General features: G+C 62.3%; 28 protein-coding genes and 1 pseudogene. 15 read left to right on the forward strand and 14 right to left on the reverse strand.

What is annotated here, in order from left to right; all coding sequences use genetic code 11:
* Nucleotides 1-27: 27 nt before the first annotated feature.
* Nucleotides 28-462 carry a F0F1 ATP synthase subunit epsilon gene (locus IMCC21224_RS06970; RefSeq protein ID WP_047994734.1) on the forward strand — a complete coding sequence of 145 codons (435 nt, stop codon included), beginning with the start codon at nt 28-30 and terminating at the stop codon, nt 460-462.
* Between the two features lie 183 nt (nt 463-645).
* Nucleotides 646-993, forward strand: coding sequence for an H-type lectin domain-containing protein (locus tag IMCC21224_RS06975; RefSeq protein ID WP_047994735.1), 348 nt, complete (start codon nt 646-648; stop codon nt 991-993).
* A gap of 18 nt (nt 994-1,011) precedes the next feature.
* Here the strand turns inward: IMCC21224_RS06975 and IMCC21224_RS06980 are convergent, their stop codons facing one another.
* Nucleotides 1,012-2,022 carry a ribose-phosphate pyrophosphokinase gene (locus IMCC21224_RS06980; protein ID WP_047994736.1) on the reverse strand — a complete coding sequence of 337 codons (1,011 nt, stop codon included), beginning with the start codon at nt 2,020-2,022 and terminating at the stop codon, nt 1,012-1,014.
* Between the two features lie 103 nt (nt 2,023-2,125).
* On the opposite strand from IMCC21224_RS06980, the gene IMCC21224_RS06985 reads away from it, so the two are divergent.
* Complete coding sequence (locus IMCC21224_RS06985; RefSeq protein WP_047994737.1) at nt 2,126-2,725, forward strand: 2-hydroxychromene-2-carboxylate isomerase; 600 nt, start codon at nt 2,126-2,128, stop codon at nt 2,723-2,725.
* Nucleotides 2,725-3,525 (forward strand): alpha/beta fold hydrolase, encoded by an 801-nt coding sequence (locus tag IMCC21224_RS06990; protein WP_053078915.1) that lies wholly within the window; start codon nt 2,725-2,727, stop codon nt 3,523-3,525. The genes IMCC21224_RS06985 and IMCC21224_RS06990 overlap by 1 nt, the downstream gene beginning before the upstream one ends.
* Nucleotides 3,526-3,534: 9 nt before the next feature.
* Here the strand turns inward: IMCC21224_RS06990 and IMCC21224_RS06995 are convergent, their stop codons facing one another.
* The 4 genes from IMCC21224_RS06995 to IMCC21224_RS07010 form a co-directional block, all read right to left on the reverse strand.
* The gene (locus tag IMCC21224_RS06995) at nt 3,535-4,191 is read right to left on the reverse strand and encodes a hypothetical protein (RefSeq protein WP_369796012.1); all 657 of its coding nucleotides are present in this window, start codon (nt 4,189-4,191) and stop codon (nt 3,535-3,537) included.
* Nucleotides 4,188-4,322 carry an aa3-type cytochrome c oxidase subunit IV gene (locus IMCC21224_RS07000; RefSeq protein ID WP_047994738.1) on the reverse strand — a complete coding sequence of 45 codons (135 nt, stop codon included), beginning with the start codon at nt 4,320-4,322 and terminating at the stop codon, nt 4,188-4,190. Before IMCC21224_RS07000 ends, IMCC21224_RS06995 begins: the two co-directional genes overlap by 4 nt.
* A gap of 89 nt (nt 4,323-4,411) precedes the next feature.
* Entirely contained in the window at nt 4,412-4,876 is a 465-nt protein-coding gene (locus IMCC21224_RS07005) for a DUF6173 family protein (RefSeq protein WP_047994739.1), read from the reverse strand.
* A gap of 10 nt (nt 4,877-4,886) precedes the next feature.
* Nucleotides 4,887-5,348, reverse strand: coding sequence for an Lrp/AsnC family transcriptional regulator (locus IMCC21224_RS07010; protein ID WP_047994740.1), 462 nt, complete (start codon nt 5,346-5,348; stop codon nt 4,887-4,889).
* Nucleotides 5,349-5,467: 119 nt separating this feature from the next.
* Here IMCC21224_RS07010 and IMCC21224_RS07015 point away from each other — a divergent pair, with 119 nt between their 5' ends.
* A complete protein-coding gene (locus IMCC21224_RS07015) occupies nt 5,468-5,698 on the forward strand; it encodes a DUF6356 family protein (protein ID WP_047994741.1) in 231 nt (76 codons plus the stop codon).
* A gap of 15 nt (nt 5,699-5,713) precedes the next feature.
* On the opposite strand, the gene IMCC21224_RS07020 is transcribed toward IMCC21224_RS07015, so the two are convergent.
* The gene (locus tag IMCC21224_RS07020; protein ID WP_047994742.1) at nt 5,714-6,757 is read right to left on the reverse strand and encodes an MBL fold metallo-hydrolase; all 1,044 of its coding nucleotides are present in this window, start codon (nt 6,755-6,757) and stop codon (nt 5,714-5,716) included.
* Complete coding sequence (locus IMCC21224_RS07025) at nt 6,754-8,463, reverse strand: acyl-CoA dehydrogenase (RefSeq protein ID WP_047994743.1); 1,710 nt, start codon at nt 8,461-8,463, stop codon at nt 6,754-6,756. Before IMCC21224_RS07025 ends, IMCC21224_RS07020 begins: the two co-directional genes overlap by 4 nt.
* A gap of 135 nt (nt 8,464-8,598) precedes the next feature.
* Here IMCC21224_RS07025 and IMCC21224_RS07030 point away from each other — a divergent pair, with 135 nt between their 5' ends.
* Nucleotides 8,599-9,546: an L-threonylcarbamoyladenylate synthase gene (locus IMCC21224_RS07030; protein ID WP_047994744.1), complete on the forward strand. Its 948-nt coding sequence runs from the start codon at nt 8,599-8,601 to the stop codon at nt 9,544-9,546.
* A 33-nt stretch (nt 9,547-9,579) separates the two neighbouring features.
* On the opposite strand, the gene IMCC21224_RS07035 is transcribed toward IMCC21224_RS07030, so the two are convergent.
* Nucleotides 9,580-10,143, reverse strand: a complete 564-nt coding sequence (locus IMCC21224_RS07035; protein ID WP_047994745.1) for a YqgE/AlgH family protein — start codon at nt 10,141-10,143, stop codon at nt 9,580-9,582.
* 181 nt (nt 10,144-10,324) lie between these two features.
* On the opposite strand from IMCC21224_RS07035, the gene IMCC21224_RS07040 reads away from it, so the two are divergent.
* Entirely contained in the window at nt 10,325-11,143 is an 819-nt protein-coding gene (locus IMCC21224_RS07040) for a protein-disulfide reductase DsbD domain-containing protein (RefSeq protein WP_047994746.1), read from the forward strand.
* Here IMCC21224_RS07040 and IMCC21224_RS07045 read toward each other — a convergent pair.
* The 4 genes from IMCC21224_RS07045 to IMCC21224_RS07060 all read right to left on the reverse strand — a co-directional run bounded on the left by IMCC21224_RS07045 (nt 11,125) and on the right by IMCC21224_RS07060 (nt 17,509).
* Complete coding sequence (locus tag IMCC21224_RS07045) at nt 11,125-14,517, reverse strand: efflux RND transporter permease subunit (protein ID WP_047994747.1); 3,393 nt, start codon at nt 14,515-14,517, stop codon at nt 11,125-11,127. The two genes, IMCC21224_RS07040 and IMCC21224_RS07045, sit on opposite strands and share 19 nt — an antisense overlap.
* 3 nt (nt 14,518-14,520) lie before the next feature.
* Complete coding sequence (locus IMCC21224_RS07050) at nt 14,521-16,011, reverse strand: efflux RND transporter periplasmic adaptor subunit (RefSeq protein WP_047994748.1); 1,491 nt, start codon at nt 16,009-16,011, stop codon at nt 14,521-14,523.
* Nucleotides 16,012-16,171: 160 nt separating this feature from the next.
* Nucleotides 16,172-16,714 (reverse strand): molybdenum cofactor biosynthesis protein B, encoded by a 543-nt coding sequence (moaB, locus tag IMCC21224_RS07055; RefSeq protein WP_047994749.1) that lies wholly within the window; start codon nt 16,712-16,714, stop codon nt 16,172-16,174.
* A complete protein-coding gene (locus tag IMCC21224_RS07060; RefSeq protein ID WP_047994750.1) occupies nt 16,715-17,509 on the reverse strand; it encodes a uracil-DNA glycosylase family protein in 795 nt (264 codons plus the stop codon).
* A 135-nt stretch (nt 17,510-17,644) separates the two neighbouring features.
* Here IMCC21224_RS07060 and IMCC21224_RS07065 point away from each other — a divergent pair, with 135 nt between their 5' ends.
* The 4 genes from IMCC21224_RS07065 to plsY all read left to right on the forward strand — a co-directional run bounded on the left by IMCC21224_RS07065 (nt 17,645) and on the right by plsY (nt 21,306).
* Nucleotides 17,645-18,595, forward strand: coding sequence for an aspartate carbamoyltransferase catalytic subunit (locus tag IMCC21224_RS07065; protein ID WP_047994751.1), 951 nt, complete (start codon nt 17,645-17,647; stop codon nt 18,593-18,595).
* Between the two features lie 139 nt (nt 18,596-18,734).
* Nucleotides 18,735-19,292 carry a hypothetical protein gene (locus IMCC21224_RS07070; RefSeq protein ID WP_047994752.1) on the forward strand — a complete coding sequence of 186 codons (558 nt, stop codon included), beginning with the start codon at nt 18,735-18,737 and terminating at the stop codon, nt 19,290-19,292.
* Nucleotides 19,293-19,371: 79 nt separating this feature from the next.
* Complete coding sequence (locus IMCC21224_RS07075; protein ID WP_047994753.1) at nt 19,372-20,670, forward strand: dihydroorotase family protein; 1,299 nt, start codon at nt 19,372-19,374, stop codon at nt 20,668-20,670.
* Complete coding sequence (gene plsY, locus IMCC21224_RS07080) at nt 20,671-21,306, forward strand: glycerol-3-phosphate 1-O-acyltransferase PlsY (RefSeq protein ID WP_047994754.1); 636 nt, start codon at nt 20,671-20,673, stop codon at nt 21,304-21,306.
* Here the strand turns inward: plsY and IMCC21224_RS07085 are convergent.
* Complete coding sequence (locus IMCC21224_RS07085; RefSeq protein WP_047994755.1) at nt 21,284-21,610, reverse strand: AzlD domain-containing protein; 327 nt, start codon at nt 21,608-21,610, stop codon at nt 21,284-21,286. The genes plsY and IMCC21224_RS07085 overlap by 23 nt on opposite strands.
* Entirely contained in the window at nt 21,607-22,356 is a 750-nt protein-coding gene (locus IMCC21224_RS07090) for an AzlC family ABC transporter permease (protein ID WP_082135301.1), read from the reverse strand. Before IMCC21224_RS07090 ends, IMCC21224_RS07085 begins: the two co-directional genes overlap by 4 nt.
* A 68-nt stretch (nt 22,357-22,424) precedes the next feature.
* Here IMCC21224_RS07090 and IMCC21224_RS07095 point away from each other — a divergent pair, with 68 nt between their 5' ends.
* From IMCC21224_RS07095 to glp, 4 genes and pseudogenes are all read left to right on the forward strand, one after another.
* Complete coding sequence (locus IMCC21224_RS07095) at nt 22,425-23,327, forward strand: formate dehydrogenase accessory sulfurtransferase FdhD (RefSeq protein ID WP_047994756.1); 903 nt, start codon at nt 22,425-22,427, stop codon at nt 23,325-23,327.
* 79 nt (nt 23,328-23,406) lie between these two features.
* Nucleotides 23,407-24,017, forward strand: a pseudogene (gene mobA / locus IMCC21224_RS07100) (molybdenum cofactor guanylyltransferase MobA).
* On the forward strand, nt 24,014-24,520 hold the full coding sequence (gene mobB, locus IMCC21224_RS07105; RefSeq protein WP_047994757.1) for a molybdopterin-guanine dinucleotide biosynthesis protein B: 507 nt from the start codon (nt 24,014-24,016) through the stop codon (nt 24,518-24,520). The pseudogene mobA and the gene mobB overlap by 4 nt, the downstream one beginning before the upstream one ends.
* Nucleotides 24,517-26,616 (forward strand): gephyrin-like molybdotransferase Glp, encoded by a 2,100-nt coding sequence (gene glp / locus IMCC21224_RS07110; protein ID WP_047994758.1) that lies wholly within the window; start codon nt 24,517-24,519, stop codon nt 26,614-26,616. Before mobB ends, glp begins: the two co-directional genes overlap by 4 nt.
* Nucleotides 26,617-26,635: the final 19 nt, after the last annotated feature.

Consider the following 26,635-nt stretch of genomic DNA (forward strand, 5'->3'; position numbering starts at 1 on the left):
GCGCTTCGCACTCCAAAGGAGGGCCATATGGCAGAGACGATGCAATTCGACCTGGTCAGCCCCGAGCGGCGGCTATACTCGGCAGAGATTCTGTCGGTGCAGATCCCGGGTGCAGACGGCGACATGACGGTGATGCCGAACCATGCGCCGACGATCACAACCCTGCGCCCCGGTGTACTCAAGGTTGAGACCGAAAAAGGCACCGAAGAATTTGTCGTGACGGGCGGTTTTGCCGAAATCGGCGAAAGCGTGAGCGTTCTGGCTGAACGTGCGCTGCCACGCGGTGACGTGGATCAGGCGACCTACGAAACCATGGTGGACGAAGCTCATGCCGCATATGGCAAGGTCAAGGACACCTTCAAGAACGAGCCCGGCCCGGTGGATGACGCAGCCAAGCTGCTGTCGGACATGGTGGCCGTAGGCACACATATCGGGTTGTCGCCCAAGCAGCCGTCACTCTGACGCACGACGACTTTCGCTGAAAACGCCAAGGGCCCCGTGATATGCGGGGCCCTTTTGCGATTCCACCACGCAACTTTGCCCGGGTGATCAGTTTGACCTTGGTGGACGAAGAACACCGGATTTTGCCATTCCAAAATCCGCGAGTTTCACGGACTATCCGCACGCGCACCGGATGAGGCAGGAATGAAAAAACTCAGAGCAACCACCATAGGCGTCGATCAGGGCAAAGTTGAACTGTTTTCAGAATTTGCCGAAGGCGGCGAAATGTGGGTCGGATCGGGAACCCGCGAACGGCGGCAATATATCCCATTCTCAACCAGCTATCGCACACCGCCGACGGTGCATCTGTCCTTTGCCCTGTGGGATGTTGATCGGAGCGCCAATCTCAGGGCAGATCTGATGACAGAGAACCTTGGCACCGACGGTTTCGATATGGTGTTTCGCACCTGGGCGGACACTAGGATCGCCCGGGTGCATGTGGCGTGGATGTCGATCGGTGAGGTTGCCTCGGACGATGACTGGGATCTCTGACGCTTTGGCAGTGCGGTGTCAGAGAATGCCTTCGTAGATCGGGCCCAGTGTTTCTGTCTCGAACAGGGACGACACAGAAGTACCGTTCCAGATGTTCAGGATCGCCTGCGCAAACATTGGCGCGGTTGGCAAAATGCGGATGTTGGGGGCATTTTTGACTGCATCGTTCGCGTGAATGGAATCGGTAATCACCAGCGACTTCATCACAGATTTGGTGATCCGTTCGACCGCAGGACCGGACAGAACGCCGTGGGTGATGTAGGAGTGCACCTCGGTCGCGCCATGTTCCATCAGCACCTCCGCGGCCTTGCAAAGCGTGCCGGCCGTGTCACAGATGTCGTCGACGATGATGCATTTCTTGCCGGTCACGTCGCCGATTACGGTCATTTCCGCAATTTCTCCGGCCTTTTCGCGCCGCTTGTCGACGATCGACAGAGGCACGTTGATCCGCTTGGCCAGCTCGCGGGCGCGCGCCACGCCGCCGACATCCGGCGACACGACCATCACATCCTCCACCCCGTCCTTGAACTGGTTCAGCACGTCGAGTGCGAAGATCGGCGAGGCATAGAGGTTGTCGACCGGAATGTCGAAAAAGCCCTGAATCTGCGCCGCGTGCAGGTCCATGGTCAACACCCGTTCGATGCCCGCTTCGGCGATCATATTTGCCACCAGCTTGGCCGTGATCGGGGTGCGCGCCTTGGTGCGGCGGTCTTGCCGGGCATAGCCGAAATAGGGGATCACGGCGGTGATGCGCGACGCTGAACTGCGTCGCAGCGCGTCCGCCATGATCAGAAGTTCCATCAGGTTGTCATTGGCGGGGTTCGACGTGCTCTGGATGATGAACATATCCTCGCCGCGGACGTTCTCGTAGACTTCGACGAAGATCTCAGCGTCGTTAAACCGTTCGATCCGAGCATCGACCAGCCCCACGCTCATGCCACGATACAGCGACATGCGGCGGGCAATGGCCTGACCAAGAGGCAGGTTTGCATTCCCAGAGATTAACTTGGGTTCGATGAGTGTCGGCATGAGGGGGCAGCTCCGGTCCGTGAATGACAGATTCGTGACGTTGCGCACCGCTTAACATGCCGTTACCGTCCGGCAAAGCGCATGACGACAAGGGAGAAACCGAATGACCGCCATTGATTACTTTTTCGTGACACTGTCGCCGTTTAGCTATCTGGCGGGCACCCGACTAGAAGAGGTTGCTGAGCGGACCGGGGCGACGATCACCTACAAACCGCTGGATATTATGGCGCTTTTTGCCCGCACGGGCGGTACAGCCCCTAAGGACCGCCATCCAAGCCGGATGGAATACCGCGCGCAGGAACTTCTGCGGATGGCCAAACATCTGGATATGCCGCTAAACCTTAAGCCAGCACATTGGCCGACCAATGCCGCACCGTCATCCTATGCCATCATCGCAGCCCAAAGCGCGGGCGGCGGCGATCTGGGCAAGCTGACCCATTCAATCCTGCGCGCCTGCTGGGCTGAAGAAAAAGACATCGCTGACGACGGGGTGATCAAAGACTGCCTCGAACGCGCGGGATTTGATCCCAACCTGGCTGATAGCGGACTGCTAGCGGGCGCTGAGACCTATTCCTCCAATCTGGAAGAGGCTGTGGCCAAGGGCGTGTTTGGCGCACCCTTTTACATCACGGATGACGGTCAGCGTTTCTGGGGCCAGGACCGGCTGACCTTTCTTGAGGCGCACCTTGCCGGCAACGCCTAGTGCCGCAGGCCATTCGCGCCGGATATTCGGTTTTCTGGCAGGAATTTGGCACCGGGTCGGATCCGGCGCTGCTGTTGCATTGTGCACTGGCACATTCGGGGGCTTGGTCGGGACTGGCTGAACGGTTAGAGGGGCGTTTGCGAATGCAGGCGCCCGACCTGCCGGGCCATGGGCAAAGTGCGGATTGGGACGGACGCTGCGACTATCATGATCAGGCCACGGATATCGCGGCTGATTTCCTTGCGCCGGGGACGCATCTGATCGGGCATTCTCTGGGGGCCACCGTGGCCCTGCGTCTGGCGCTGAACCATGAAAGCGCGCTGCGGTCGCTGACACTGATTGAGCCGGTTCTGTTCGCCGGGGTGCGCGCCAGAAATCCCGATCTTTACGCGGCGCATCAGGCGTCCAATGCCCCCTTTGCCGCTGCAATGGAGACTGAGGACTGGGACCATGCGGCGCGGATCTTTACCGCCCAATGGGGGGCAGGGCGGCCATGGGATAGTTTGAAGCCGCAGCAGCGGGCGAACCTGACGGCCCGTATCAGAATTGTCGGCGAAACCAGCCGTGCCCTGAACGAGGATTCAATCGGCCTCTTGACGCCGGGACGTCTCGAATCGTTGAAAATGCCCGTGTTGTTGATCCGTGGCGCGCGTTCCGAGCCTGTCATCAAGGGCATTCACGACGCTCTTGCCGCGCGGATTCCTGTTGTTCGCCAGGCATGTATTTCCGGCGCCGGGCACATGGTGCCGCTGACGCATCCCGATGCTGTCGCCGCCGAAATCCTGACATTTCTGCCCTGAAGGCGTGTGTCAGCTATCCGCAGCCGGGGGGGCAACCGTGAACGCCTCAATGGCGAGCTGTTTATCGTCCGAATCATTCTCATAGATCGTGCGGCTGGTGACACCGGGCAGTTTGGCAAAACTCTGGCTTAGTTTCAGCGGAAAGAAGGTCGCAGGCATGTCCTCGAACCCGGGTAATTTGCGCAGGATGGACGATGTGCTTTGGGTGCAAAAGGTCTGCCCGACTGCCCCGTTGTCCTGCACCAGACGCAGCGCCTGTTCGGCGACGGCCGGGGATACTTCGATCTGTTGGACGATGACGTGATAGGTGGCGCGGGCGTGGGCGCTTTCATAAAACGCCTCAATCCGCGGGGTGATCCCATACAGCACATCGCCGCTTTCCGGCACGGCAGAATGGCGCACCGATCCGGCCGGATCAAAGATCACCCGCTGCGAGGCGTTGACCATCAGACTGGTGTGCGCACCCGCGCCCGAACGGTTCGACACCATTGTGAACAGCGTCAGCGCCGGGGGGCCGTCGTGACGATATACGGCGCGCTGGATTTCGTCGGGGGACGAATCTGTGGGGCTGGTATTGGCGGCACACCCCGCCAGCGCGAGGGAGGCGGCAAAGGCAAGAAAGGCCGCGCGCCACAGCGCCCAGCCTTTAGCAAACAGTCGGATCACCCGCCGACTATGGCCAGAAAAATAACGCACACCAAGATCGCGATCACTGATTTGGTGGTGAAGCTGATAAAACCAGAAAATGTTTTCTCTTGGGTCGAGATATCCATGCTGCCGTGCTTGTAGTCTGCCATGTGATTGGTCCTTGTCAGAGCGCTTTGTCGTTGATTAGCCGATTTGGTACGGGCTGTCACGTGGTCTGCGCCGCGCATTCTGACGCGGGTCAGGCCGTCTGATCGGCGTTGATCCCCTGTGACAGCTGGAACCCGATACGGCGCGGCGTCTCTTCACCGGACGGTTTTGGCAGGGCGCGCAAAATCACGCTCAGCTGGCTGATGTGCTGGATCAGTTGGGTGCGCGCGCCGTTGGCATCGGAGCCATAGAATGTCACGATATCAGGGTCAAAATAGCCCATACCTTCGATCCGCAACACACCGGCGTCGCCGCCGACGAACCCCATGGCGACCTCTTGTGCGGGGTCAAGCTGCTCTTCGAAATTGCGGATGTAGAGCACTAGCCGTTCATAGGCCCATTCGGCGGGTGATTTGGATTTGACCGGCTTGCGCGTCACCTCTTCGGGCAGGTCGGCGCAGGCGCTGCGTTGCGGGGCATCGGTGTGAACGTCAATCTTGCGGGGCAGGGCGTCGGCCTCGTAGGCTTCGGCGGTGGTGGCGATTTCGTCGATCATATCAGTCCTTTCACAGCGGCAGGGCAGTGGTATCCTTGATCTCTTCCATCACAAAACTGGCCGAGATGTCGGACAGGTTAACCTGCGCGATCAACCGTTTATAAAAGTGGTCATAGGCGGGCACATCCGCAACCCGCACCCGCAAGAGGTAGTCCAGATCGCCAGACATCCGGTAAGCGCCGGTGATCTCGGGCATGGCGCGAATCGCCTTTTGGAAACCGGCCATCCACCCCGCCTCGTGTGCCGAGGTGCGCACCATCACCATAACCTCAAGCGGGCAGCCGACTTTGCGAGCGTCGGCCAGCACAACGCGGCCACGGATCACGCCTGACTCCTCCATCAGGCGGATGCGTCGCCAGCAGGCGTTGCGCGACAGGTTCACCCGGTCCGAGATGTCATCGACACTTAAACTCGCATCCCGCTGAAGGACGCCCAGGATGCGCCGGTCGATTTCGTCAATATTCTCTCTCATTCTGGGATACTGTCCCATACTATCGCGATTTGACAGGTATATTTGGGACATAGCGCCGGGATGTGCAGGATAGAGTGCCCTAAATCCCGCCCATGTGGCCCGAACGTAGGAAAACGACCATGACCGCTGTTTCTGGCAATCCGCTGAACCGCTTGTTCCTGAACCATCCAGCCAAGGTGAACGAAAGCTATTTCCAGCATATGCAGGAGGCGCTTGGCTTTGCCTTCTGGCTGACGGTGGCCGCCGCCGCCGCGCTGATACATGCCTTTGTGCCCGCCCTGTGCGAAACCACAGCGAGCCGGATCCTGCGGCGGCTGACCGGCAAGATGCAGCGCCGTCACGTTCATTGACGGGCTCAGCCGATGTCAGATGGCGCCAAATGCCCAGGCACCGTCGTCGCGTAATCTACGTGTCGCGCGGCCTTCGTGCCAAAGGTGCATGCAATGGGCCATCGCCTCGACCAGGGCTAGGCCATATTCCGCCTCACCGATCGCACGCTTAAAGAGCGGGGCAAAGCAGTCACCGGCTGCTTTTGGCGATGTCAGGTGCTTTTCCAGTCGGACCAGCGCGCCGTGATGATTGTCGATCAGCTGGCGCATTCGCGTCGGCAATCCGGTAAACGGCAGCTTGTGCCCGCCGAGAACCAGATGATCGGGCCGCGCCAACCGTTCGAGCCGCTCACAAGCTTCCAGCCAGTCGGCGACTGGATCAGCCTCGGGTTCGGTCGCGTAGACGCCGATGTTCGAGCTGATCGACGGCAGCATCTGATCACCGCCCAGCACGAGATTGTCATCGCGCGACCACAGGGTGGCATGTTCGGGCGCATGGCCGTTGCCGATATGCACGTCCCAGGTTCGCCCGCCGATCTGCACCGTATCGCCCTGCCGGATGCGTTTGAAACCAACCGGCATCGGATACACCACATCGGCAAAGTTGAACGGGCGTTCAATGGCGCGTTTGGCATGCAGCGCCGGGTCCATGCCGCAGAGCTGCCAGAAGGCAAGGGTTTCCGGCGTCGCCACGTCCTGATTGTCCAGCGTCAGCATGCGCGAAAACAGCCATGCGGTGCGGGTGGTGATCAGCTCGGCACCGTGCTGTGTCTGAAACCAGCCCGCCATGCCGACGTGATCGGGGTGGTGATGCGTCACCAGCACACGGCGCACCGGGCGCCCCGCCAGCGGTCCGGCCATCAGCGCTTTCCAGATCTCAACGGTGTGCAGCGAATAAAACCCGGTGTCGATCACGGTCCAGCCATCGCCATCGTCCAGCGCAAAGACGTTCACGTGATCCAGCTTCATCGGTAGCGGCAGGCGCATCCAGATCACGCCGTCCGCGACTTCGATGGCCTCACCGGTGGCCGGTGGGGTGTCCCACGGATAGCGGATGCCTGTTTGCGTCCCGTCCATCATGCAGCCAGATCCTCGGGGCTCAGGGCCATCAGATCGGTCGCCCCGGCGCGGGCATGGTCAAAATTGCCCTTATGTTCGGGCAGCAGCCGAGTGATGTAGAACCGGGCCAGCCGTTCGCGGGCTCCGCCTGGTTCGGCCAATGCGGCTTTGAGGTGGTAATGCGCGCCCAATACCCGGGCAAAGCCCCGCAGGAACGGAACAGAACCGGCAAACCGCGCACCCAGATCCTGCTGCGCCACCAGCCATTCGATGGCTTCTCGCAGGGTTTCTGAGGCTTGCCAGACGGGGTCGGCCAGATCGGGCAGCGTGGTCTTGGCGGCTTCGGCGTCGGCCTCGATCTCGTCGAGCAGGGTAAAAGCCGCGTCGCCACCGTCCATCATCTTGCGCGCGACCAGGTCCATCGCCTGAATGCCGTTGGTGCCTTCGTAGATCGCGGTGACGCGGACATCGCGGCTGAACTGCGCGGCGCCGGTTTCCTCGATAAAGCCCATGCCGCCGTGGATCTGCACACCCATGTCCGAAACAGCGATGCCGGTGTCGGTGCCAAAGGCCTTGGTGATCGGGGTCAGCAGGGCGGCGCGGGCGGACCATTCGGCATCGCCGGTGGCGCGGGCCATGTCGATGGCAACGGCACAGGACAGCGCGATCGCGCGGGCGGCAAAGATGTCGGCCTTCATCGTGGCCAGCATCCGGCGCACATCCGCATGATCGACAATGGCGCCCGTCTCACCCGATGTTTTGCCCTGCCGACGTTCCGTGGCATAGGCCAGAGCATGCTGATAGGCGGCTTCGGCCACGCCGATGCCCTGACCGCCGACGCCAAGCCGGGCATTGTTCATCATGGTAAACATGCACTTCATGCCGTCATTCGCGCCGCCAATCAGCCAGCCCTGCGCGCCATTATATTGCATCACGGCTGTTGGCGATCCGTGCAGGCCCATCTTGTGCTCTAGGCTGACAACGTTGAGCGTGTTGACCTTGCCGGGATTGCCGTCAGAATCGGGAATGTATTTCGGCACCAGGAACAGACTGATCCCCTTGGTGCCGGGGATCGATTCAGGCAGCCGCGCCAGTACCAAATGGCAGACGTTTTCGGTAAAATCGTTGTCGGCCCACGAGATAAAGATTTTCTGACCGGTGATCGCATAGCTGTCGTCGTCGTTTGGTTCCGCCCGGGTCCGTAGCGCGCCGACATCTGATCCGGCCTGCGCCTCGGTCAGGTTCATCGTCCCGGCCCATTCGCCTGAAATCAACTTTGGCAGATAGATCTCTTGCAACGCGGGCGAGGCGTGATGCTCCAGCGCCTCGATCTGGCCCTGCGTCATCAGCGGATTCAGCTGTAGCGACAGGCAGGCGGCCGACATCATTTCGTTCACGGCTGTGGTGACGGTCATCGGCAGGCCCATGCCGCCGTGATCCGGACTGGCGGCAATCGAAACCCAGCCACCATCGGCAATCGCCCGGTATCCCTCGGCAAAGCCGGGAGATGTGCGCACAACGCCATTCTCAAGATGGGCAGGGTGCAGATCGCCATTGCGTTGCAGCGGGGCCAGCACCTCTTCGCACAGCTTGCCGGCTTCGGTCAGGATCGCGTCGACCACATCCGGCGTCGCATCGGCAAATTTGTCTGTACCCGTGACCTGCGGCAGGGCCACGATATGATCAAACAGGAAACGGTAGTCAGCGACGGGCGCGCGATAGGGCATGGCGATCTCCAAACATCAATGAATGGGGCGGGTGGCTTGGCAATGGCTCGCGGCTCCTCTATGTAAGGCCGCGTCCCCGAGGTCCAGACTTATCCGGGGGGGCTGTCTCTTCAACCGAAACGCGGCGTCACAAATATGCCCAAGTTTGCCACCCAGGTCCTGGGGACCAATTCCGAGGCAGTTGGGCAGGCGGCAACGATGCTGCGTGGCGGCGGTCTTGTCGCCTTTCCGACCGAGACGGTGTATGGTCTGGGCGCCGATGCAACGCAGGATCACGCAGTGGCGCGGATCTTTGAGGCGAAGGGCCGCCCGAGCTTTAACCCCTTGATTGTGCACGTGGCCGAGGTGTCGGCGTTAAAACATCTGGTGCAATGGTCCGACGCGGCGCAGGCCGTGGCGGACGCGTTCTGGCCTGGGCCGCTGACGCTGGTTCTGCCGCTGCGCGCGGGGGCGGCTATCTCCAAACTTGTGACGGCGGGATTGCCCACTCTGGCGGTGCGCATTCCGGCGCATCCTGTGGCGCGGGCGTTCCTGGCGTCGTTTGGCGGGCCGGTCGCGGCCCCCTCGGCCAACCGGTCGGGACAGATGAGCCCGACCCGGGCGGCGCATGTGACTGCGGATCTGTCGGGCCGGATCGAGGCGGTGGTTGATGGCGGGCGCTGCGGTGTCGGTCTGGAATCTACGATCCTCGGGCTGGCAGGGGTCCCGACGCTGTTGCGCCCGGGGGCAGTGACCGAGGACGCGCTCGCGCGGGTTCTGGGCCGGGCGGTGGCGCAGCGGCAAGACACCGAAACGCTGAGTGCGCCGGGGCAGATGCTGTCGCATTACGCCCCCGCTGCGGGGGTGCGTCTGAACGCGCTCGACTGGCGCGAGGACGAGGCGCGTCTGGGGTTCGGTGCGGTCGATTGCGATCTGAACCTGTCGGAAACAGGGGACCTGACCGAAGCGGCGGCCAACCTGTTTGAATATCTGCACCAGCTCGATGCGCGCGGCGCGCCTGTCATCGCGGTGTCGCCCGTGCCGCATCGCGGGCTGGGTGTTGCGATCAACGACCGGCTGTCGCGGGCGGCAGCACCGCGCTAACGCAGATGTCGGCAAAGTTCAAAGATGCTTGCGTCAGGCGCGACCGCCCTCGGAGGAAAGGTTCAGCGCGCTGACACCCAGCGATTCGAGCGAGGCCTGCCACTTGGCGTCGTTGGTCTGGTCAAACACCAGATCGGGCGAGGCGTCGCAGACCAGCCAGCCATTCTGAGCAAGCTCGCTTTCCAGTTGCCCCGGCCCCCAGCCGGCATAGCCCAGTAGCATAAGCCGCTGTTGCGGGCCGGTGCCCCGGGCAATGTCTTCGAGCACGTCAAGCGTGGCGGTCATGCGGAACTCTGCGTCGACCTCAAGCGTCGTCACCACCGATTCGTAATCCGAGGTGTGCAGAACAAAACCGCGCCCGGGTTCGACCGGTCCACCAAAATGGACCTGCTGGTGCGACAAATCCGCAGAGGGTTCGATCGACAGCTGTGTCAGCAGGTCGTTCAAGTCGAGCCCGTCGGCAGGTTTGTTGACGATCAGGCCCATCGCGCCTTCGTCGGAATGGGCGCACATGAAGATGACCGAGCGTTCGAACCGTGGGTCGCCCATACTGGGCATGGCGATCAGCATCTTGCCGGTCAGATCGGTTGTGCTCATTGCTGCGCCCGCCTTTCTTTGGGTCCGGATCCTTGCGTCCTGGGTCTGGTTCAACATGGCCCCACCAGATGGCAGGTGCAAGTCCGCCCCCGTTGGAAACCGATGTGGCGGGTCCGCTGCACACGGCAGGATCGCCGCAACGTGACTTGGCAAGGTGGCGGAAAACCGCCATTCCGGCTGTATGAGACATATCAGGTTACTTTCGCTGGCGCTCTGCGCTGTGGTGCTGGGCGCTGTTCCCGGTGCGGATATGGCGCGGGCAGACGAGTTCGACAGCGGACTGCGCGCCGAATTACGGCCCGGCTGGCGGCTTGCCGATGGCAGCCACATGGCGGCGCTGCATCTGACGCTGGCACCCGGTTGGAAGACCTACTGGCGCGCGCCGGGGGATGCGGGCATTCCGCCGCTATTCAACTGGAGCGGATCGCAGAATGCCGCCTCTGTCGGCGTGGTCTGGCCAACACCCAAGGTGTTCCATCAGGCCGGGATGCGCTCAGTTGGATATGCGGATGAGGTGGTTCTGCCGCTACGGATCGCGGCGCGGCAGGGCGGCGACATCCGGTTGCGCGGTGAGATGCAGTTGGGGGTGTGCAAGGATATCTGCCTGCCCGAGACGCTGCGGTTTGATGCCGTGCTGCCGGCGGGAACCACGCGGCCCGATCCGGTGATTGCAGCTGCCATGGCCGAAGTACCGTTTTCCGAATCCGAGGCCCGCGTTGGCACGGTGCGCTGCTCTATTGGTGCCGGTGGTGAGGGGCTGACCCTTCGGGCCGAGATTGACATGCCGACCACCGGTGGCGCTGAGGAAACCGTGGTCGAGACGGCGAACCCGCTGCTGTGGGTGGCCGAGCCAAAGACCCGCCGCGAAGGCGGCAAACTGGTGACCGAGACAAGGATGGAGCATGTCGAAGGCCGGGCCTTTGCGTTGGATCGGTCCGCTGTGCGGATCACGGTTCTGGGCGGGAAACACGCCGTCGATATTCAGGGCTGCGACGGCTGAGTCCGGCTGCGGTGGATCAGCACCGCGATGCAGACCAGCACATAGACTGCCAGCGTCACCACCGTGACCCCGGCAACAAAAACCAGCAGCGCCGCCTGTAAGGCGCTGATCCCCGGCACGGCCAGCCCATAGGGTAGTGCGCCGGTTGCCAGTACCCAGCCCAGTGTCGCCGCCAGCCAGACAAGCATCAACGCTCCTGCCGCCAGCATCGCCGCGCGCACGCCGCGGGCCCGGAACTTCAGACCGTGGCGGAAGGCAGCGATCTGGCGCGCCATGTCCTGTTGCACCGCCATCAGGGCGGGCACCACCAGCAACACCAGCACCATGCCAAAGCCGAGGCCATAGACCAGGGTGATTACCGTGGGTTTCAGAAATTGCGCATCCGCCGACCCTTCGTACAACAGCGGCGCGAGGCCCAGAACCGTGGTCAGCGTGGTCAGCAGCACCGGGCGCAACCGGTCCGATGCGCCATCGATGATCGACGGCACCAGCCCGCGTGTGGCCGCATGTTCGTCGATGGTTGTCACCAGCACGATGGAATCGTTGATGATGATGCCTGTCATGCCCAGCAGGCCGATCACCGTGAACATGCTGAGCGGAACATCCCACAGCGCATGACCCCAGATCGTGCCCACCAACCCAAATGGAATGATCGCCATCACCACCAGTGGCCGTGTCCAGCTGGCAAAGACCCAGGCTAGAACCAGATAAATGCCCAGCAGCACAAGGGTCAGCCCGGTTGTGGCGTCACTCAGGAACGCGTCCTCTTGTTCGCTCAGACCCGACAGACGGTATTCGACCTGCCGTTCTTCGGCGATTTTTGGCAGGATTTCCTGTTCTAGCACCTGCATGATCTCGGTGGCGACGGCGGGGTCATCCTCGGAAATGTCGCCGGTGACGGACAGCAGACGTATGCCGTTTTCGCGGCGCACGGTGCTGAATCCGGTGCGACGCTCAACGCTGACCAGATCGGCCAGTGGCACATATTGCCCGGCGGCGGTGCGCAGCTGCATCCGCTCAAGGAAATCTGCTGTCAGCTCGTCCTCGGGCAGCTCAACGCGGATCGCGGCAGAGCGCGGTCCGTCGGGATAGGTCGCGGCCTCGATCCCGCCCAGCCGGTTGCGCAGCACCGACCCCAGCCCGTCGATGTCAAACCCCAGCGCCTGCCCCTGCGGCGTCAGCTCAAGGATCAATTCCTCTTTGTCGTAGGACAGGTTGTCTTCGACCGCCGAAACTTCGGGAAACCGGGCCATTGCGGTTTTCAGGTCTTCGGACGCGGCCTTGAGTACCTCGGACGAAGCGCCAGAGAACTGCACGTCTAGCGCATCACCGCCGGGCCCGTTGCGCATTCCGCGAAAGCTGACGGTTTCGGACATCGGGTGCGGGACAACCGCCTCTTGCAGCTCACCAACAAAGGCAAAACTTGAGAATGGGCGCAGGTCGGCTGCGATCAGTTCGATGGATATGGCGCCCAGCTGGTCGGCATCCTTGCTGTCGGTACCTGCCAATCCGCGACCGGCATTGCCACCAATTTCAGCGATGACATAGGCGATGGGGTTGGTGCCGTATTCTGCCTCGTATTTTGCGCCCAATGCCTCGGTCGCGCGCTGCATTTCGCGCATCATGGCGATGGTGTCGTCGCGTGTCGCCCCCGGTGCCATGGCAAAGTTGCCGGTGACAGACGCCTGTTCGGGGGCGTTAAAGAACCGCCATTGCACGTCACCCCGGATCAGCAGCGCGACCTGTGACGCCAACAGAACCAGCGCCCCGGCCAGCACCACGTAGCGCGCAACCACAACCCCGGCCATCAGCGGGCGGAACACAGCGTCGCGGAACCAGCGGAAGCCACGATTGAACAGCCTCGACGGCAGATCGTACCAGTGCTCTTTCGAGGAATGCGCCAGCGCCTTGGACATGTGATGTGGCAGGATCAGGAAACATTCAGCGAGCGATGCAAGCAGCACCACAATCACAGTAAACGGGATATCCTTGATCAGATCGCCGAACCGCCCGCCAACCGCCACGAGGCCGAAAAACGCGATCACGGTGGTCAGCGTGGCGGAAAACACCGGCAACGCCATGCGCCGCGCCGCAGTTTCGGCTGCCTCGACCGGCGTAAGGCCGCGCCGCGACAGCTGGTCGGCATGTTCCCCGACTACAATCGCGTCATCCACGACGATCCCCAACGTGATGATTAGTGCAAACAGCGACATCATGTTGATCGTGATGCCAAAGGCGTACATCAGGGCAATCGCCGCCAACATTGAGGTGGGAATGCCCGCCGCAACCCAGATGGCCGTGCGGGCGTTAAGGAACAGAAACAGCAAGCCGAGCACCAGCACCAACCCGGTCAGGCCGTTTTCCAGCAGGATATCCAGTCGCCCGGTGATATCCTCGGCCCGCGTGCGGATCAGATCGAGCGTGACACCCTGCGGCAGCGCGGCCTGCATTTCGGCGGCAACGGCTTCGACCTGATGCTGGATACCGATGGCATCCCCCCGCGCGGTGCGGTCGACACGAACGGAAATGGCAGAGTTGTGGCCGACAAAATACGTGCGCTGACGATCGATGCCTTCGGAGCGCAGGGTGGCAACATCACCGATGGTCAGGCTGGTCCCATCGGAGTTCGAACGCAGGACAATGCCCGCGATCTGGTCGGCGCTGCGTTTCTCGACCCCAGTGCGGACGCGGGCGTTGGCACCGCTTACGTCGCCAGCCGGGTCGGCGTCGACTTCGGCGGCGATGGCATCGGCAATCTCGCGCATGGTGACATCGTTGGCGATCAGCTTGGCCGACGGCACTTCGACCACCACCTGCGGGGCGGCAAGGCCCCGGATGGTGGTGCGCGTCACCCCTTCGGCAAACAGCCGGACCACCAGCTCATCGGCAAGACGGGCAAGCTGTGCGGGGTCCAGTGGACCAGTGATCACTACGTCGGTCACGCGATCGTACCAGACGCCGCGCCGCACTTCTGGGGTGTCAGCATCGTCGGGCAGCGAACTGACGCCATCCACCGCCTGCGCCACATCCGCCGCAGCGCGGGCCATGTCCCAGCCCGGCTCGAATTCGAGCGTGATGCTGGCGCTGCCTTCGCGCGACCGCGCCTCAGAGGTTTCGACACCTTCGACGGCCAGCAGCACCGGCTCAAGGATCTGCACAATGGCACCGTCGACATCGTCGGCCCCCGCGCCGTCCCACGAGACGCTGACAGTGATGTCGTCCACCACCACGTCAGGGAAATACTGCGCCCGCATATTGGGCACGGCCAGTGCGCCGGCGACGATCAGGATCACCAGCAGCAGGTTGGCCATCGTCGCGTGGCGGGTAAAGTAGCTAAGGATGCCGCCCGCGCGGGCTGGAATATGTCGTGCCATAGGTCAGCCTCCGATCCGGTCTTCGAGACGTTGCACCACCTGTGCGGGCACCGTCGTCTGCGCCAGCTGCGCCAGAATGCGCTGCTTGGCTTCGGGCGGCATACGGTTGTTGTCCTCGACAAAGGCGACAAGCTTGGCGCGCCGCGCGTCTGTCAGCTCCAGCATGTCCGGCCCGGTCGGGGCAGGGGGGGCGGCCTGGGCAACCTGTTCCGCGCTCGTGTCCCCGGCGGGGGTTAACGTGCGAACCTTGATCCCCGCGCCCAGCAGCGGTGTGCGTTCCGCCACCACATCGCGACCTGGCAGCGCATCGGCGCGGACCAGCACGTCGTCGCCCTGGCGCCGCACCAATGTGACTTGCATCGCCTCAAGCCGCTCATCCTCAGCCAGAACCAGCACAGAGCCATTGGCATCCACTGCCGTGGCGGGTAGGCGCACCACGTTTTCAACCGGGGCCTCTTGAACCGAGACGGTGATGAAATCACCCGGCTTGAACCCCGGTGCGGCGTCCAGTCGGGCAAAGATCTGCCGTCCGGTCTGGCCCTCGCCCACCGAGGCACTGTCGCGGCTGAGCGCACCCGTAGCAACGAGATCGGTGCCGTAGACATCCAAGGTCACAGTGACCGGGGCAGGCCGCAACGTACCTGCGTCATCCAGCAGCCGCGCATACCCTTGGGTCGAAACCCGGAACGCCACTTCGAGGGCGTCGGGGTCAATCAGCATGCCCAGTTGTTCATTGGCCGAAACCAGCCGCCCCTCAACCACGCTCACGTCGCTGAGCATTCCGTCGAAACCGGCGCGGATCGCGGTGTCATCCAGCCGCCGCTGCGCCTCTTCTACGGCCAGTTGTGACCTTGCGGTCAGGGTCTTGGCCTGATCAACGCGCGCTTCGGCCTGCGCCAGCGACTGCCGCTGGTTCAGCACTGATGCTCGGGCGTTCGAGGCGCTGAGTTCGGCGGCTTCGACGGTGGCAGCTGTGCCGACGCCGCGTGCCTCAAGGCCGAGCTGGCGTTGAAACGCCTTTTCATACAGCGCGGCCTGTTCTTCGGCAGCGGCAAGGGTATCCTGTTGCAGAGTCACGGCGCGGACGGCTTCGCGGGTTTCGGCCTCGGCATCCAACAGGTCACTGCGGACCCGTTCCAGCGCCGCCTCGGCATCCGCCGGGTCGATCTGGGCCAGAAGCTGCCCCGCAGTGACGTGGCCGCCTTCCTCAAACCCGGGGGCGAGACTGACGAGCCGACCCGTCGTGGCTGAGCGGAGTTCAAGCGTGCGGCGACTCTGGACCTGGCCAAAAGCTTCGAGAACGGGAGTTTCAGTTGTTGCCCCGGCTGTGATGACGTTGACGGCGAACACCCGTTCACGGGCTTGCGGCACACGCGGCGTATCCGACAGCCGCACCTGTACCGCATCATTTACGAGCGCCCCGGCATAGACCAGCAGCCCCAGCGTGAGAGAAACCAGAAACAAGCCTGTCAGGCTCTGGCGCAGAAACCGCATAAACGTCCTTTCCTGCCAGAGGCGGGACCAGCTGGGTCCAATGCCTCAGGTAAGTTAAATCCGGGGTTAGCCCCTGCCAAGCAACGTCTGCGTGACGCCTTGTATTACGCGGGCGCTGCGGCACTCCGTCGCCAGGTGACATCACGACTGCGTGATCGACCTATTTGCGACGCTGATGTTCGTCCAGGCGCGGCAGGATTTCGACGAAATTGCAGGGGCGATGGCGATAATCGAGCTGCTTTTCCAGAATTTCGTCCCAGGCATCGCGGCAGGCCCCGGGACTGCCGGGCAGGGCGAACAGATATGTGCCCATCGCGACGCCGCCAGTGGCGCGACTTTGAACGGCGCTGGTGCCGATCTTTTGCATGCTGACGATGGTAAAGACGGTGCCAAAGGCGTCGATTTCTTTCTCGTAGACATCGCGGTGTGCCTCGACCGTTATATCGCGTCCGGTCAGCCCGGTGCCGCCGGTCGATATCACGACGTCGATGCCAGGGTCGGCGCACCACGCGCGCAGCTGGTCTGCAATGTCGCCACGTTCATCACGCAGGATGCGGCGATCGGCAACCACATGTCCCGCCGCCTCGATCCGCTGCACCAGCGTGTCGCCGGACCGGTCGTCTGACAGATCGCGGGTATCACTCACGGTCAGAACGGCAATGTTCACCGCAAGAAAGTCGCGGCTGTCGTCGATGCGGCTCATTTACCGTCCTTTGCCTTTGGGGGTGTCCTTTAGCCGCGCCTGCAATTCCAGCAGGTCGGCCCAGGCCTCGTGCTTGGCCGTCGGGGTGCGCAGCAGATAGGCGGGATGGACCATCGGCAACACTGGGCGATCATAGGCCTTGTCCCACTGGCCGCGCAGACGGGTGATGCCGCGTTTGCCCAGCACCGCCTGACACGACACATTGCCGACCACGACGAGAATATCCGGCGCAGCAAGTTCGACATGGCGTTGCAGAAACGGCTGCATCATGGCGATCTCATCAGGTTTCGGATCGCGGTTTTGTGGCGGCCGCCAGGGCAGCACATTGGTGATGTACAGCGCAGCGTCGCCCGTGCGATCACGTCCGATCCCGATGGCGGCAAACATCCGATCCAGTAACTGGCCGGCCTTGCCAACAAAGGGGCGGCCCTGCTGGTCTTCGTCCCGGCCCGGTGCCTCGCCGATAATCATCACGCGGGCGCCGGGGGTGCCGTCGCAGAAAACCAGATTGCGCGCACCTTTTTTCAGCTCGCAATGATCATAGGCCGTCATGGCAGCGGCCAGTTCGTCCAGAGTCCGGGCTGACTGCGCGGCACGCTGCGCCTCTGCCACTGGATCATCGGTTTGGGGGCGGGCGGTGGCCGCGACGGCCGCGACCGACGCCTGCGCCGCAACCATTTCGGCGGCGGCCTCGTAGCGGTTCACCGGCGCGTCGCACATCGCCTCGGTCACGCCAAGTTCCACTTGCCATGCCAAGAGCGCGTGGGCGCTGTGCCAGTCCAGATCCGATTCCATGCCGCACCCTATCCTGCCCGCCGGGCTGCGAAAAGCACTGTTGAATGGGCAACAGACCGCATCCGCCGACAGCGCGGCCTTGCCGCCTCATGCCGGGCTTTCTATAAGCGCCCTCAACAGGCAAGGAACCCGCATATGCGTTTTGATCAACGTCACCTTCTGGGCATCGAATCACTGCGCCCGGACGAAATCACCACGCTGCTCGATCTTGCCGATCGTTATGTCAAACTGAACCGCCAGCGCGAGAAACATTCCTCGGCCCTGGCCGGACTGACACAGATCAACATGTTCTTTGAAAACTCGACCCGTACACAGGCGAGTTTTGAGCTGGCAGGCAAGCGGCTGGGCGCGGATGTAATGAACATGGCGATGCAGGCCAGTTCGATCAAAAAAGGTGAAACGCTGGTCGACACGGCGTTGTCGCTGAATGCGATGCATCCCGATCTCTTGGTGGTGCGGCACCCGCATTCCGGTGCCGTCGATCTGTTGGCGCAAAAGGTCAATTGCGCGGTGATCAATGCTGGCGACGGGCGGCACGAACACCCGACGCAGGCATTGCTGGATGCCCTCACCATCCGCCGCGCCAAGGGGCGGTTGCACCGGCTGTCAATTGCGATCTGCGGTGACATCGCCCATTCGCGTGTTGCACGGTCAAACATCCTGCTGCTTGGTAAGATGGAGAATCGCATCCGTCTGGTCGGCCCGCCGACGCTGATGCCAGCCGGGATCAATGAATTTGGTGTCGAAGTTTATGAAGATATGAACGAAGGACTGCGAGACGTTGACGTCGTGATGATGCTACGCCTGCAAAAGGAACGCATGGACGGCGGGTTTATCCCCTCCGAGCGCGAATATTATCACCGCTACGGGCTGGACGCGGAAAAGCTGGCGCAGGCCAAACCCGATGCAATCGTGATGCACCCGGGACCGATGAATCGCGGTGTCGAAATTGACGGCACTCTCGCCGACGACATCAACCGGTCGGTGATTCAGGAACAGGTTGAGATGGGGGTTGCGGTGCGTATGGCGGTGATGGATCTGCTGGCGCGCAATCTACGGGCCCGCCCGCGCGAGGTGATGGCATGATTGGCCCGAACCGACGGATGGCCGCTATTCCGACGTGGAACTCGGTCGCTCTGCGATGGGTTGGGTTGATCACACGCACTTCGCCGAAGGGGGCAGACCGGCGGCGGGGATCGCAGTGCCAATTCTCGAAGGGGCTAGCATGACACAGATGCAGATCAGCGCGACAGAAACAGGCACCCTCAGGGTGTTCCACATCGACCTGCCCGCGCAGGCGATCCACCGCTTTACCACCCAGGCGGGCACAGGGGAATGGCCGTTGCAATATGCGCTGGGCGCGAAAAACCTGCGATCGTCTTTTGTCGAGGTGGTGTCGATCCGGGATCTTGAGCAGATGACGCTATCGACCTATCTGGCCGAAGGCTATGGCCTGAGCGGGTCGTGTTTGGAGTCCGCGCGCCAACAGCTTGATGGGATCAAGGGGCATGTCCTGTTGTTGCCCGCGTCGGCGTTTGGCAATGTGGCGCAGACGCTGACCATTGCCAGCCCACTGCGCTGGGTGGCGACGTTTTCCGAAAAGACGCGGCCTGCCTCGCTCAATCCGCTGCGGTCAGCGGGTGCCAAAGGCGTTTTGGCCGAGGATACCGGCACTGACGCAAATACCGAGAGCGGAGCCAAGACTCTGCGCGGGTTGTTGATGGTGGCGTGCTGCATCGTGCTGCTGGTGCTGGGTATGCTGTTGTTGAAGGTGACGCAGTGACCGAACCTGCCACGGCAATGCGTGCTGGCGGTGCGCCCCAAGCTTTACGCTTGATGCGCGAGATTCAGAAAGAAACACAATGACCCAACACCTGATCACGAATGTTCGTCTGATCGACCCCCAGGCAGATCAGGTCCGGCACGGCGCGCTGCTGATCCGCGACGGGAAGATTGCCGAAATTTATGACGTGCCAGAGCCTGGGGTCGATGTCGCGACTGTTCCGGCCGAACATCGCCAGGATGCGGACGGCCGCTTTGTAGCGCCTGGCATCGTCGATATCGGCGTCAAGGTCTGCGAACCGGGTGAGCGGCATAAGGAAAGCTTTCGCTCGGCGGGGCTGGCGGCAGCGGCGGGTGGTGTGACCACCATTGTGACGCGGCCAGACACCCTGCCCGCCATCGACACCCCCGAGGCGCTTGAATTCATCCGCCGCCGTGCGAACGAGGCGGCCCCGGTGCATGTTCTGCCGATGGCGGCGCTGACCAAGGGCCGCGCGGGCCGCGAAATGACCGAAATCGGGTTTCTGCTGGATGCCGGCGCGGTCGCCTTTACCGATTGCGACCACGTGGTCACCGACACCCGCGTACTAAGCCGCGCCATGACCTATGCCAGGTCGCTGGGCGCGCTGGTTCTGGGCCACCCGCAGGACCCGGGACTGTCAGCCGGGGCGGCGGTCACATCGGGAAAATTTGCCACGCTGCGCGGATTGCCGGGGGTTACGTCGATGGCCGAACGCATGGCGCTGGATCGCGATATGGCGCTGGTTGAAATGACGGGCGTGGCCTATCACGCTGATCAGATCACCACCGCCCGCGCCCTGCCTGCGCTGGAGCGGGCCAAGCGTAACGGGTTGAACGTCACCGCCGGGACGTCGATGCACCACCTGACACTGAACGAATTGGACGTGTCCGACTACCGCACCTTTTTTAAGGTGAAACCGCCCCTGCGATCCGAGGAAGACCGGCAGGCGATGATCGAGGCGGTGCGCGACGGGTTGATCGACGTGATCTGTTCGATGCACACGCCGCAGGACGAAGAAAGCAAGCGCCTGCCCTATGAAGAGGCCGCGTCGGGCGCCGTGGGCCTTGAGACGATGTTGCCGGTGATGCTGCGGCTCTATCACGCAGGCGATCTGACGCTGCCACAGCTGTTTCGCGCGCTGGCGCTGAACCCGGCGCGGCGGCTTGGCCTCGAATGTGGGCGGATCACCGTGGGGGCACCTGCGGACCTGTTGCTGTTTGATGCTGACAAGCCACGCATTCTGGATCGTTTCAAACTTGCGTCAAAATCCAAGAACACGCCCTTTGACGGTGCCCGCCTGCAAGGTAAGGTTCTGGAAACCTTTGTGTCAGGCGTTTCTGTCTATCGGAGCAATTAGATGGTCGCAGTTGAAAATACTCCTCTGATTTTGGGTCTTTGGGCGCTGGTTGGCTATCTTCTGGGAACTATTCCCTTTGGCATTTTGCTAACGCGTGCCTTGAATCTTGGGGATCTGCGCAGCATCGGATCGGGCAATATTGGCGCCACCAATGTTCTGCGCACCGGAAACAAGGCGGCGGCGGCTGCGACACTGCTGCTTGACGGGGCCAAGGGCGCGGTTGCGGTGTTGCTGGCACGGGCCATGGCGGGCGAAGACGCGGCACAAATTGCCGGCCTTGCGGCGTTCCTGGGCCATTGCTATCCGATCTGGCTGCGGTTCCGGGGGGGCAAGGGGGTTGCGACCTTTCTGGGGATTCTGCTTGCGCTGGTCTGGCCTGTTGGCATCGCCTGCTGTGCCACTTGGCTGGCGGCGGTGGTGATCACCCGGATATCAAGCTTTGGCGCGCTGGCCGCTGCGGCGTTTTCAACCATCTGGATGTTTATATTCGGCTCGTTTGACGCATTTTTTCTGGGAATCGTGCTGACCTTGCTGATCTACTGGCGTCACCGTGCCAATATTTCCCGACTGCGCGCCGGAACTGAACCGAAGGTCGGGCAGAAATCCTTAAGCGTCAGCCCAGAACATAGCCCATGACGATCAGTGTGGCCGCGCCACTCAGCATGGTGACAATGACGTTTTTTGTCAGGTAGCCAACCACTATGGCGACCGCGGCGGTGATCAGTCTTGCGGGGTCGGGCTGCCCGCCTGTTGCCTGCGGCCAGAGCACCAAGGGGGCAACAAGGGCCGGCAAAACCGCCACAGCGGTATAGCGCAGATGCCGCAACAGCCAGTCCGGCAGCTGCCGGTCGCCGACAAAGCCCAAAAATACGAACCGCATGGCAAAGCTGCCAAGGCCCAGGCCAAAGATCACAACCCAGATATTGCTTGTGTCGATCATTGCTGTGCCCTTTGTTCCAGCCAGACTTCGGTCCGGGCGCCCGCCATCATGCCGCCGATACCGCCGACGATCAGCGCAAGATTATAGGGCAGCCACGCACAGCCAAGTGCCAGGACCACGGATACCAGTGCGGCGGCCCGGTGCGCCGGGGTACGCAGCAGCGGCATGATCATCGAGATAAAGGCGATCGGCAGCACAAAGTCGAGGCCGAGTTCCGTCGGAATCGCGGCCCCCAGCCAGCCGCCTAAAAGGGTGGCCGCATACCAGGGCAGGCAAATCGGCGTACAGGTTCCAAAGAAATAGCCGACTTTTTCGCCCAGCGTCATTCCGGGACGTTTGTCATATTCAAGGAGCGAGGCGGCATAAGTCTGATCGACCAGAAAATACGCGATCAATCCGCGCTGCCACAGCGGCGCCGCTCCGAGATAGGGCGTGATTGAGGCGGAATACATTGCCATACGCATGTTCACCGCCAATGCAGAGGCCAGAACGACAACCGTTGGCGCCTGTTCGGACATAAGCTGAAGCGCTGTGAACTGCGATGCTCCGGCGATCACCACGACACTAAAGGATACCGTCTCAAACAGGCTTAACCCGGCCTCGGTCGCCAGAACCCCAAATAGCATGGCAAAGGGCAGTACGATGACCAGAAAAGGCGTCGCATCCCGCAACCCGCGCAGATAGGCGTGGCGCGCGCCCGCACGCACTTGACGCCCGTCTGGCAGCTCTGGTCCCTGACTTGACATTGCAGCACCGCCCGCCATGACTGTCCCCTGTCCGTGTTTGGCACAGACCTAGCCACAGTACAGGAAAGATGCAATTGCCCGTCTCCCCCGAAACATTGCCGAATGATGACACCTACCTGATCGCTCCGAATCCTCAGGCACCGGGGCTGACACGGGCAATGACCGGGCGGGATCAGGCCGGGGCCGAGGTGGCGCTGCATGTGGTTGAAGAGCGGCCGCTGACGATTTACCTGAATGCGCAGGAAATCGTGACAGCCATGACCATTGGCGACTATCCAGAATATCTGGCGCTGGGATTTTTGCGCAATCAGGGCATGCTGCGCGACGGTGACGATGTGACAGGCGTCGACTACGACGAAGAGTTGGGCGTCGTTGTGGTGCGCACTGCCAGCCAGACCACCTATGAGGACAAGATGCGTAAAAAGACCCGCACCAGCGGTTGCGCCGTGGGTACGGTCTTTGGTGACATGATGGAGGGGCTTGACGGAATCCATCTGCCAGGGTCCCCGGTGCGCCTGTCCTGGCTTTATGCGCTGGCGGCGCGCATCAACACCACGCCGTCGCTGTACCTTGAGGCGGGCGCGATCCATGGCACGGTGCTGTGCTGTCAGGACCGGCCCTTGGTCTACATGGAGGATGTCGGACGTCACAATGCGGTGGACAAGATTGCGGGCTGGATGTTGAAACACGGCGTCGAAGCCGAGGACAAGATCCTCTACACCACGGGGCGACTGACATCTGAGATGGTGATCAAAACTGCGCTGATGGGAATCCCGGTGCTGGCGTCGCGCTCCGGCTTTACAGCCTGGGGAGTCGAGATCGCGCGGCAGGTCGGGCTGACTTGCATCGGACGGATGCGGGGGCGACGCTTTGTCTGTCTGAGCGGTGAGGGGCGGCTGGTACGCGATATTACCCCCGATGAGATCCCTGAGGAGGGACGCCGTGTGGGCCGTGAACGGACGGGCCGATGAGCTGGGGCCAAAATTTTTATCAAAAATTTTTACAAGAAAATTCAAAATTTTCTTGGCCGCGCGTGACAGGGCGAATGACATGATCCAGCCGCTGGGTGTGATTTTGGCCGGGGACTCGCGCGGCGTATGGGCGGCGGGGACAAGGGTCTGCTGTCACTCGCTGGTCGACCACTGTTATCCCACGTTGTCGAGCGGCTAGAACCGCAGGTCGCGAATGTGGCTCTGAATGCGAATGGCGATGCGGCGCGGTTCGCAACCTATGGCTTGCCGGTGATTTCGGATTCCATTGCCGAGTTTCCGGGGCCGCTTGCCGGGGTGTTGGCCGGGCTTGATTGGGCCGCCGCGGCGGGCGCCGAGGCGGTTGTCACGGTGGCTGCTGATACCCCGTTTTTCCCATGCGATCTGGTGCCGCGGCTGCTGCTCGCAGCAGAAGGCATGGCGGCGCCGCTGGTGCTGGCCGCAACCCCGGACGCCGAACGCGGTACGGCGCGGCATCCGACCTTTGGCCTTTGGCCCGTGTCGCTACGCGAGGATCTGCGCGCTGCCTTGCGGGATGGCATGCGCAAGGTCGTGCGCTGGACCGATCAGCATAACGGGCGCGAAGCGGTGTTTCCTGTGACCGGGGGGGACCCTTTCTTTAACGTCAACACGCCGCAGGATCTGGCGCAGGCTGAGGCAATGATGGCATGAAGCTCTATGGGGTGACCGGCTGGAAGAATGCGGGCAAAACCGGATTAATGGAGCGCCTTGTGACCGAAATCACTGGTCGCGGTCTGTCCGTTTCGACCGTCAAACATGCGCATCACAGCTTTGACGTGGATCATGCGGGCAAGGACAGTTTCCGCCATCGCCAGGCCGGCGCGCAAGAGGTTCTGTTGAGTTCGCGTAACCGCGTGGCGTTGATGACTGAATTGCGCGGGGCAGATGAGTTCGCCTTAGAGGCGCTGCTGACCCGGCTCGCGCCGGTTGATCTGGTGTTGGTCGAAGGTTACAAACGCGATCCGCATCCCAAGATCGAGGCGTTTCGCGCCGAGACTGGCAACCCTCTGATCGCGCCGGGCGATCCGACGATTCGGGCGATCGCCAGTGACGTGCCGCTGGAGAGTGATCGCGCGGTCTTTGATCTGAATGACACCATCTCGATTGCTGACTTCATCCTGCGGGAGGTTGGCCTGTCAGGGGGCAGACCGTGAGCCGGTTTGATACGATTGTGGTAGTCGACTGGTCAGGTGGTAACGACCGCGGGCTGACACCAAAGCCGGATGCTATTTGGGGTTGCGTGGCGCGTTCTGGTGTATCCAAGGAGCCGGTCTATCTGCGCAACCGGCAGGTGGCCGAGATGTGGTTGCATGACCTTATCGAGGCCGAACTGGCTGCCGGACGGCGGGTATTGGCCGGGTTTGATTTTCCGTTTGGCTATCCTGCTGGGATGGCTGAGGCGCTAACCGGCGCAAGTGATCCGCTGGCCCTTTGGGATTGGTTCGAAGCGCGCATTGAGGATGCTCCCAAAGCCAACAACCGCTTTGATCTTGCCGGGCGGATCAACCAGAATTTTGGGGGCCAGGGGCCGTTCTGGGGCAATGGCCTGCGCCGCGATGTCGATGGTTTACCGCGGAACAAGGCGCGTTATTCCAACCCGTTTGCTGATCGCCGACAGGCGGAATTACAGGCGCCGGGGGCCTTTACCTGTTGGCAGATGGCGGGGGCCGGATCGGTCGGCAGTCAGGTGTTCATGGGGTTGCCGGTGCTTGCACGATTGCGCAGGGCCTTTGCTGGTCGGGCGTCCGCGTGGCCATTCGAGACACCGGATCGGGAGATTGCGCTCGTCGAGGTGTGGCCGTCGCTGTCGGTTTCAAAGCCGCCGGAGGGCGTTATCAAGGATGCGTATCAGGTGGCGACGCTGGCGCGGGTATTGTCAGCGCTACCAGCGCGAGAATTGGACGAAATGCTGCTGGTGAGCGCGCCGGAGGAGGGTTGGATCCTCGGGCTCGGGTATGAACATCGGCTGGTGGATAGCGCCGCAACGCGCCCGGAATTACAGCCCCCGCCACTGCGCAACGATTGCTTTGCGCTGCCTGCTGGAATCGACTGGACGCCGGTGGATCAGGCACTGGGGTTGTTGCGCACTGGGTTACATCCTGTTGTTCTACAGGAAGACGTGCCAGTGATGCAGGCGGTGGGGCGGGTGCTGGCGCATGATCTGATGGCGCGCCGGTCGAACCCGCCGCATCGCAACACAGCTGTGGATGGGTATGGTTTTGCCGCAGGGTCGGTTGGCGAGGGTCCGCAGGTGCTGCCGCTGATGGCGGGACGATCAGCGGCCGGAAAACCCTTTGACGGTGTGGTGCCAGAGGGCCGTGCGCTGCGGGTGCTGACCGGCGCTGATTTGCCTGCGGGCGTCGACACGGTTGTGCTGGATGAAGATGTCACCCGCGGCACTGGTGAAATTGCCTTTCGTGGCGCATTGCGGCGCGGGGCGAATACGCGTGAGGCTGGCGAAGATGTGGCGCGGGGTGCGCTGGTGCTGTCGGCGGGGCGGATTCTGACCCCGGCTGATCTGGCGCTGGCCGCAGCGGTCGGGCACGGTAGTTTGCGGGTATTTGCGCGGTTGCGGGTGGCGGTGATCTCAACCGGTGATGAACTGGTCGAAGCAGGCGCCGCAGCCGAGCAAGGCCAGATTTACGATGCAAACCGACCGATGCTGCTCGCGATGGCGGCACGCTGGGGCTTTACCTCTGTTGATCTGGGGCGGTTGCCGGATAACCGCGCTGTTTTGCGCGACACACTGGATCAAGCTGCGCAGCAAGCGGATGTAATTCTGACTTCAGGCGGCGCTTCGGCGGGGGATGAGGACCATGTGTCCGCCCTGATGCGCGAGAGCGGTGCCCTGCAGGAGTGGCGGATAGCGTTAAAGCCGGGGCGTCCGCTGGTGCTTGGGTTGTGGCAGGGTGTGCCGGTCTTTGGTTTGCCGGGCAATCCGGTGGCGGCACTGGTTTGCGCACTCGTGTTTGCACGGCCCGCGATGGGCATTCTGTCGGGCGAGGGCTGGCACGATCCGGTCGGATATGATCTGCCCGCAAACTTTGAAAAGCGAAAAAAGCCGGGGCGGCGGGAGTATCTGCGGGCGCGGGTACGCAACGGCAAGGTTGAGGTGTTCCGCTCGGAGGGATCTGGGCGGATCAGCGGACTGAGCTGGGCCGAGGGGCTGGTCGAGCTGGAAGACGGCGCATGTCACGTCCAGCCCGGTGATCCAGTGCGGTATATCCCGTTCGGCAGTTTCGGTTTGTAGGCTGAAACAGATGTAACCT

It is taken from the genome of Puniceibacterium sp. IMCC21224 (assembly GCF_001038505.1).
GTDB lineage: Bacteria > Pseudomonadota > Alphaproteobacteria > Rhodobacterales > Rhodobacteraceae > Puniceibacterium.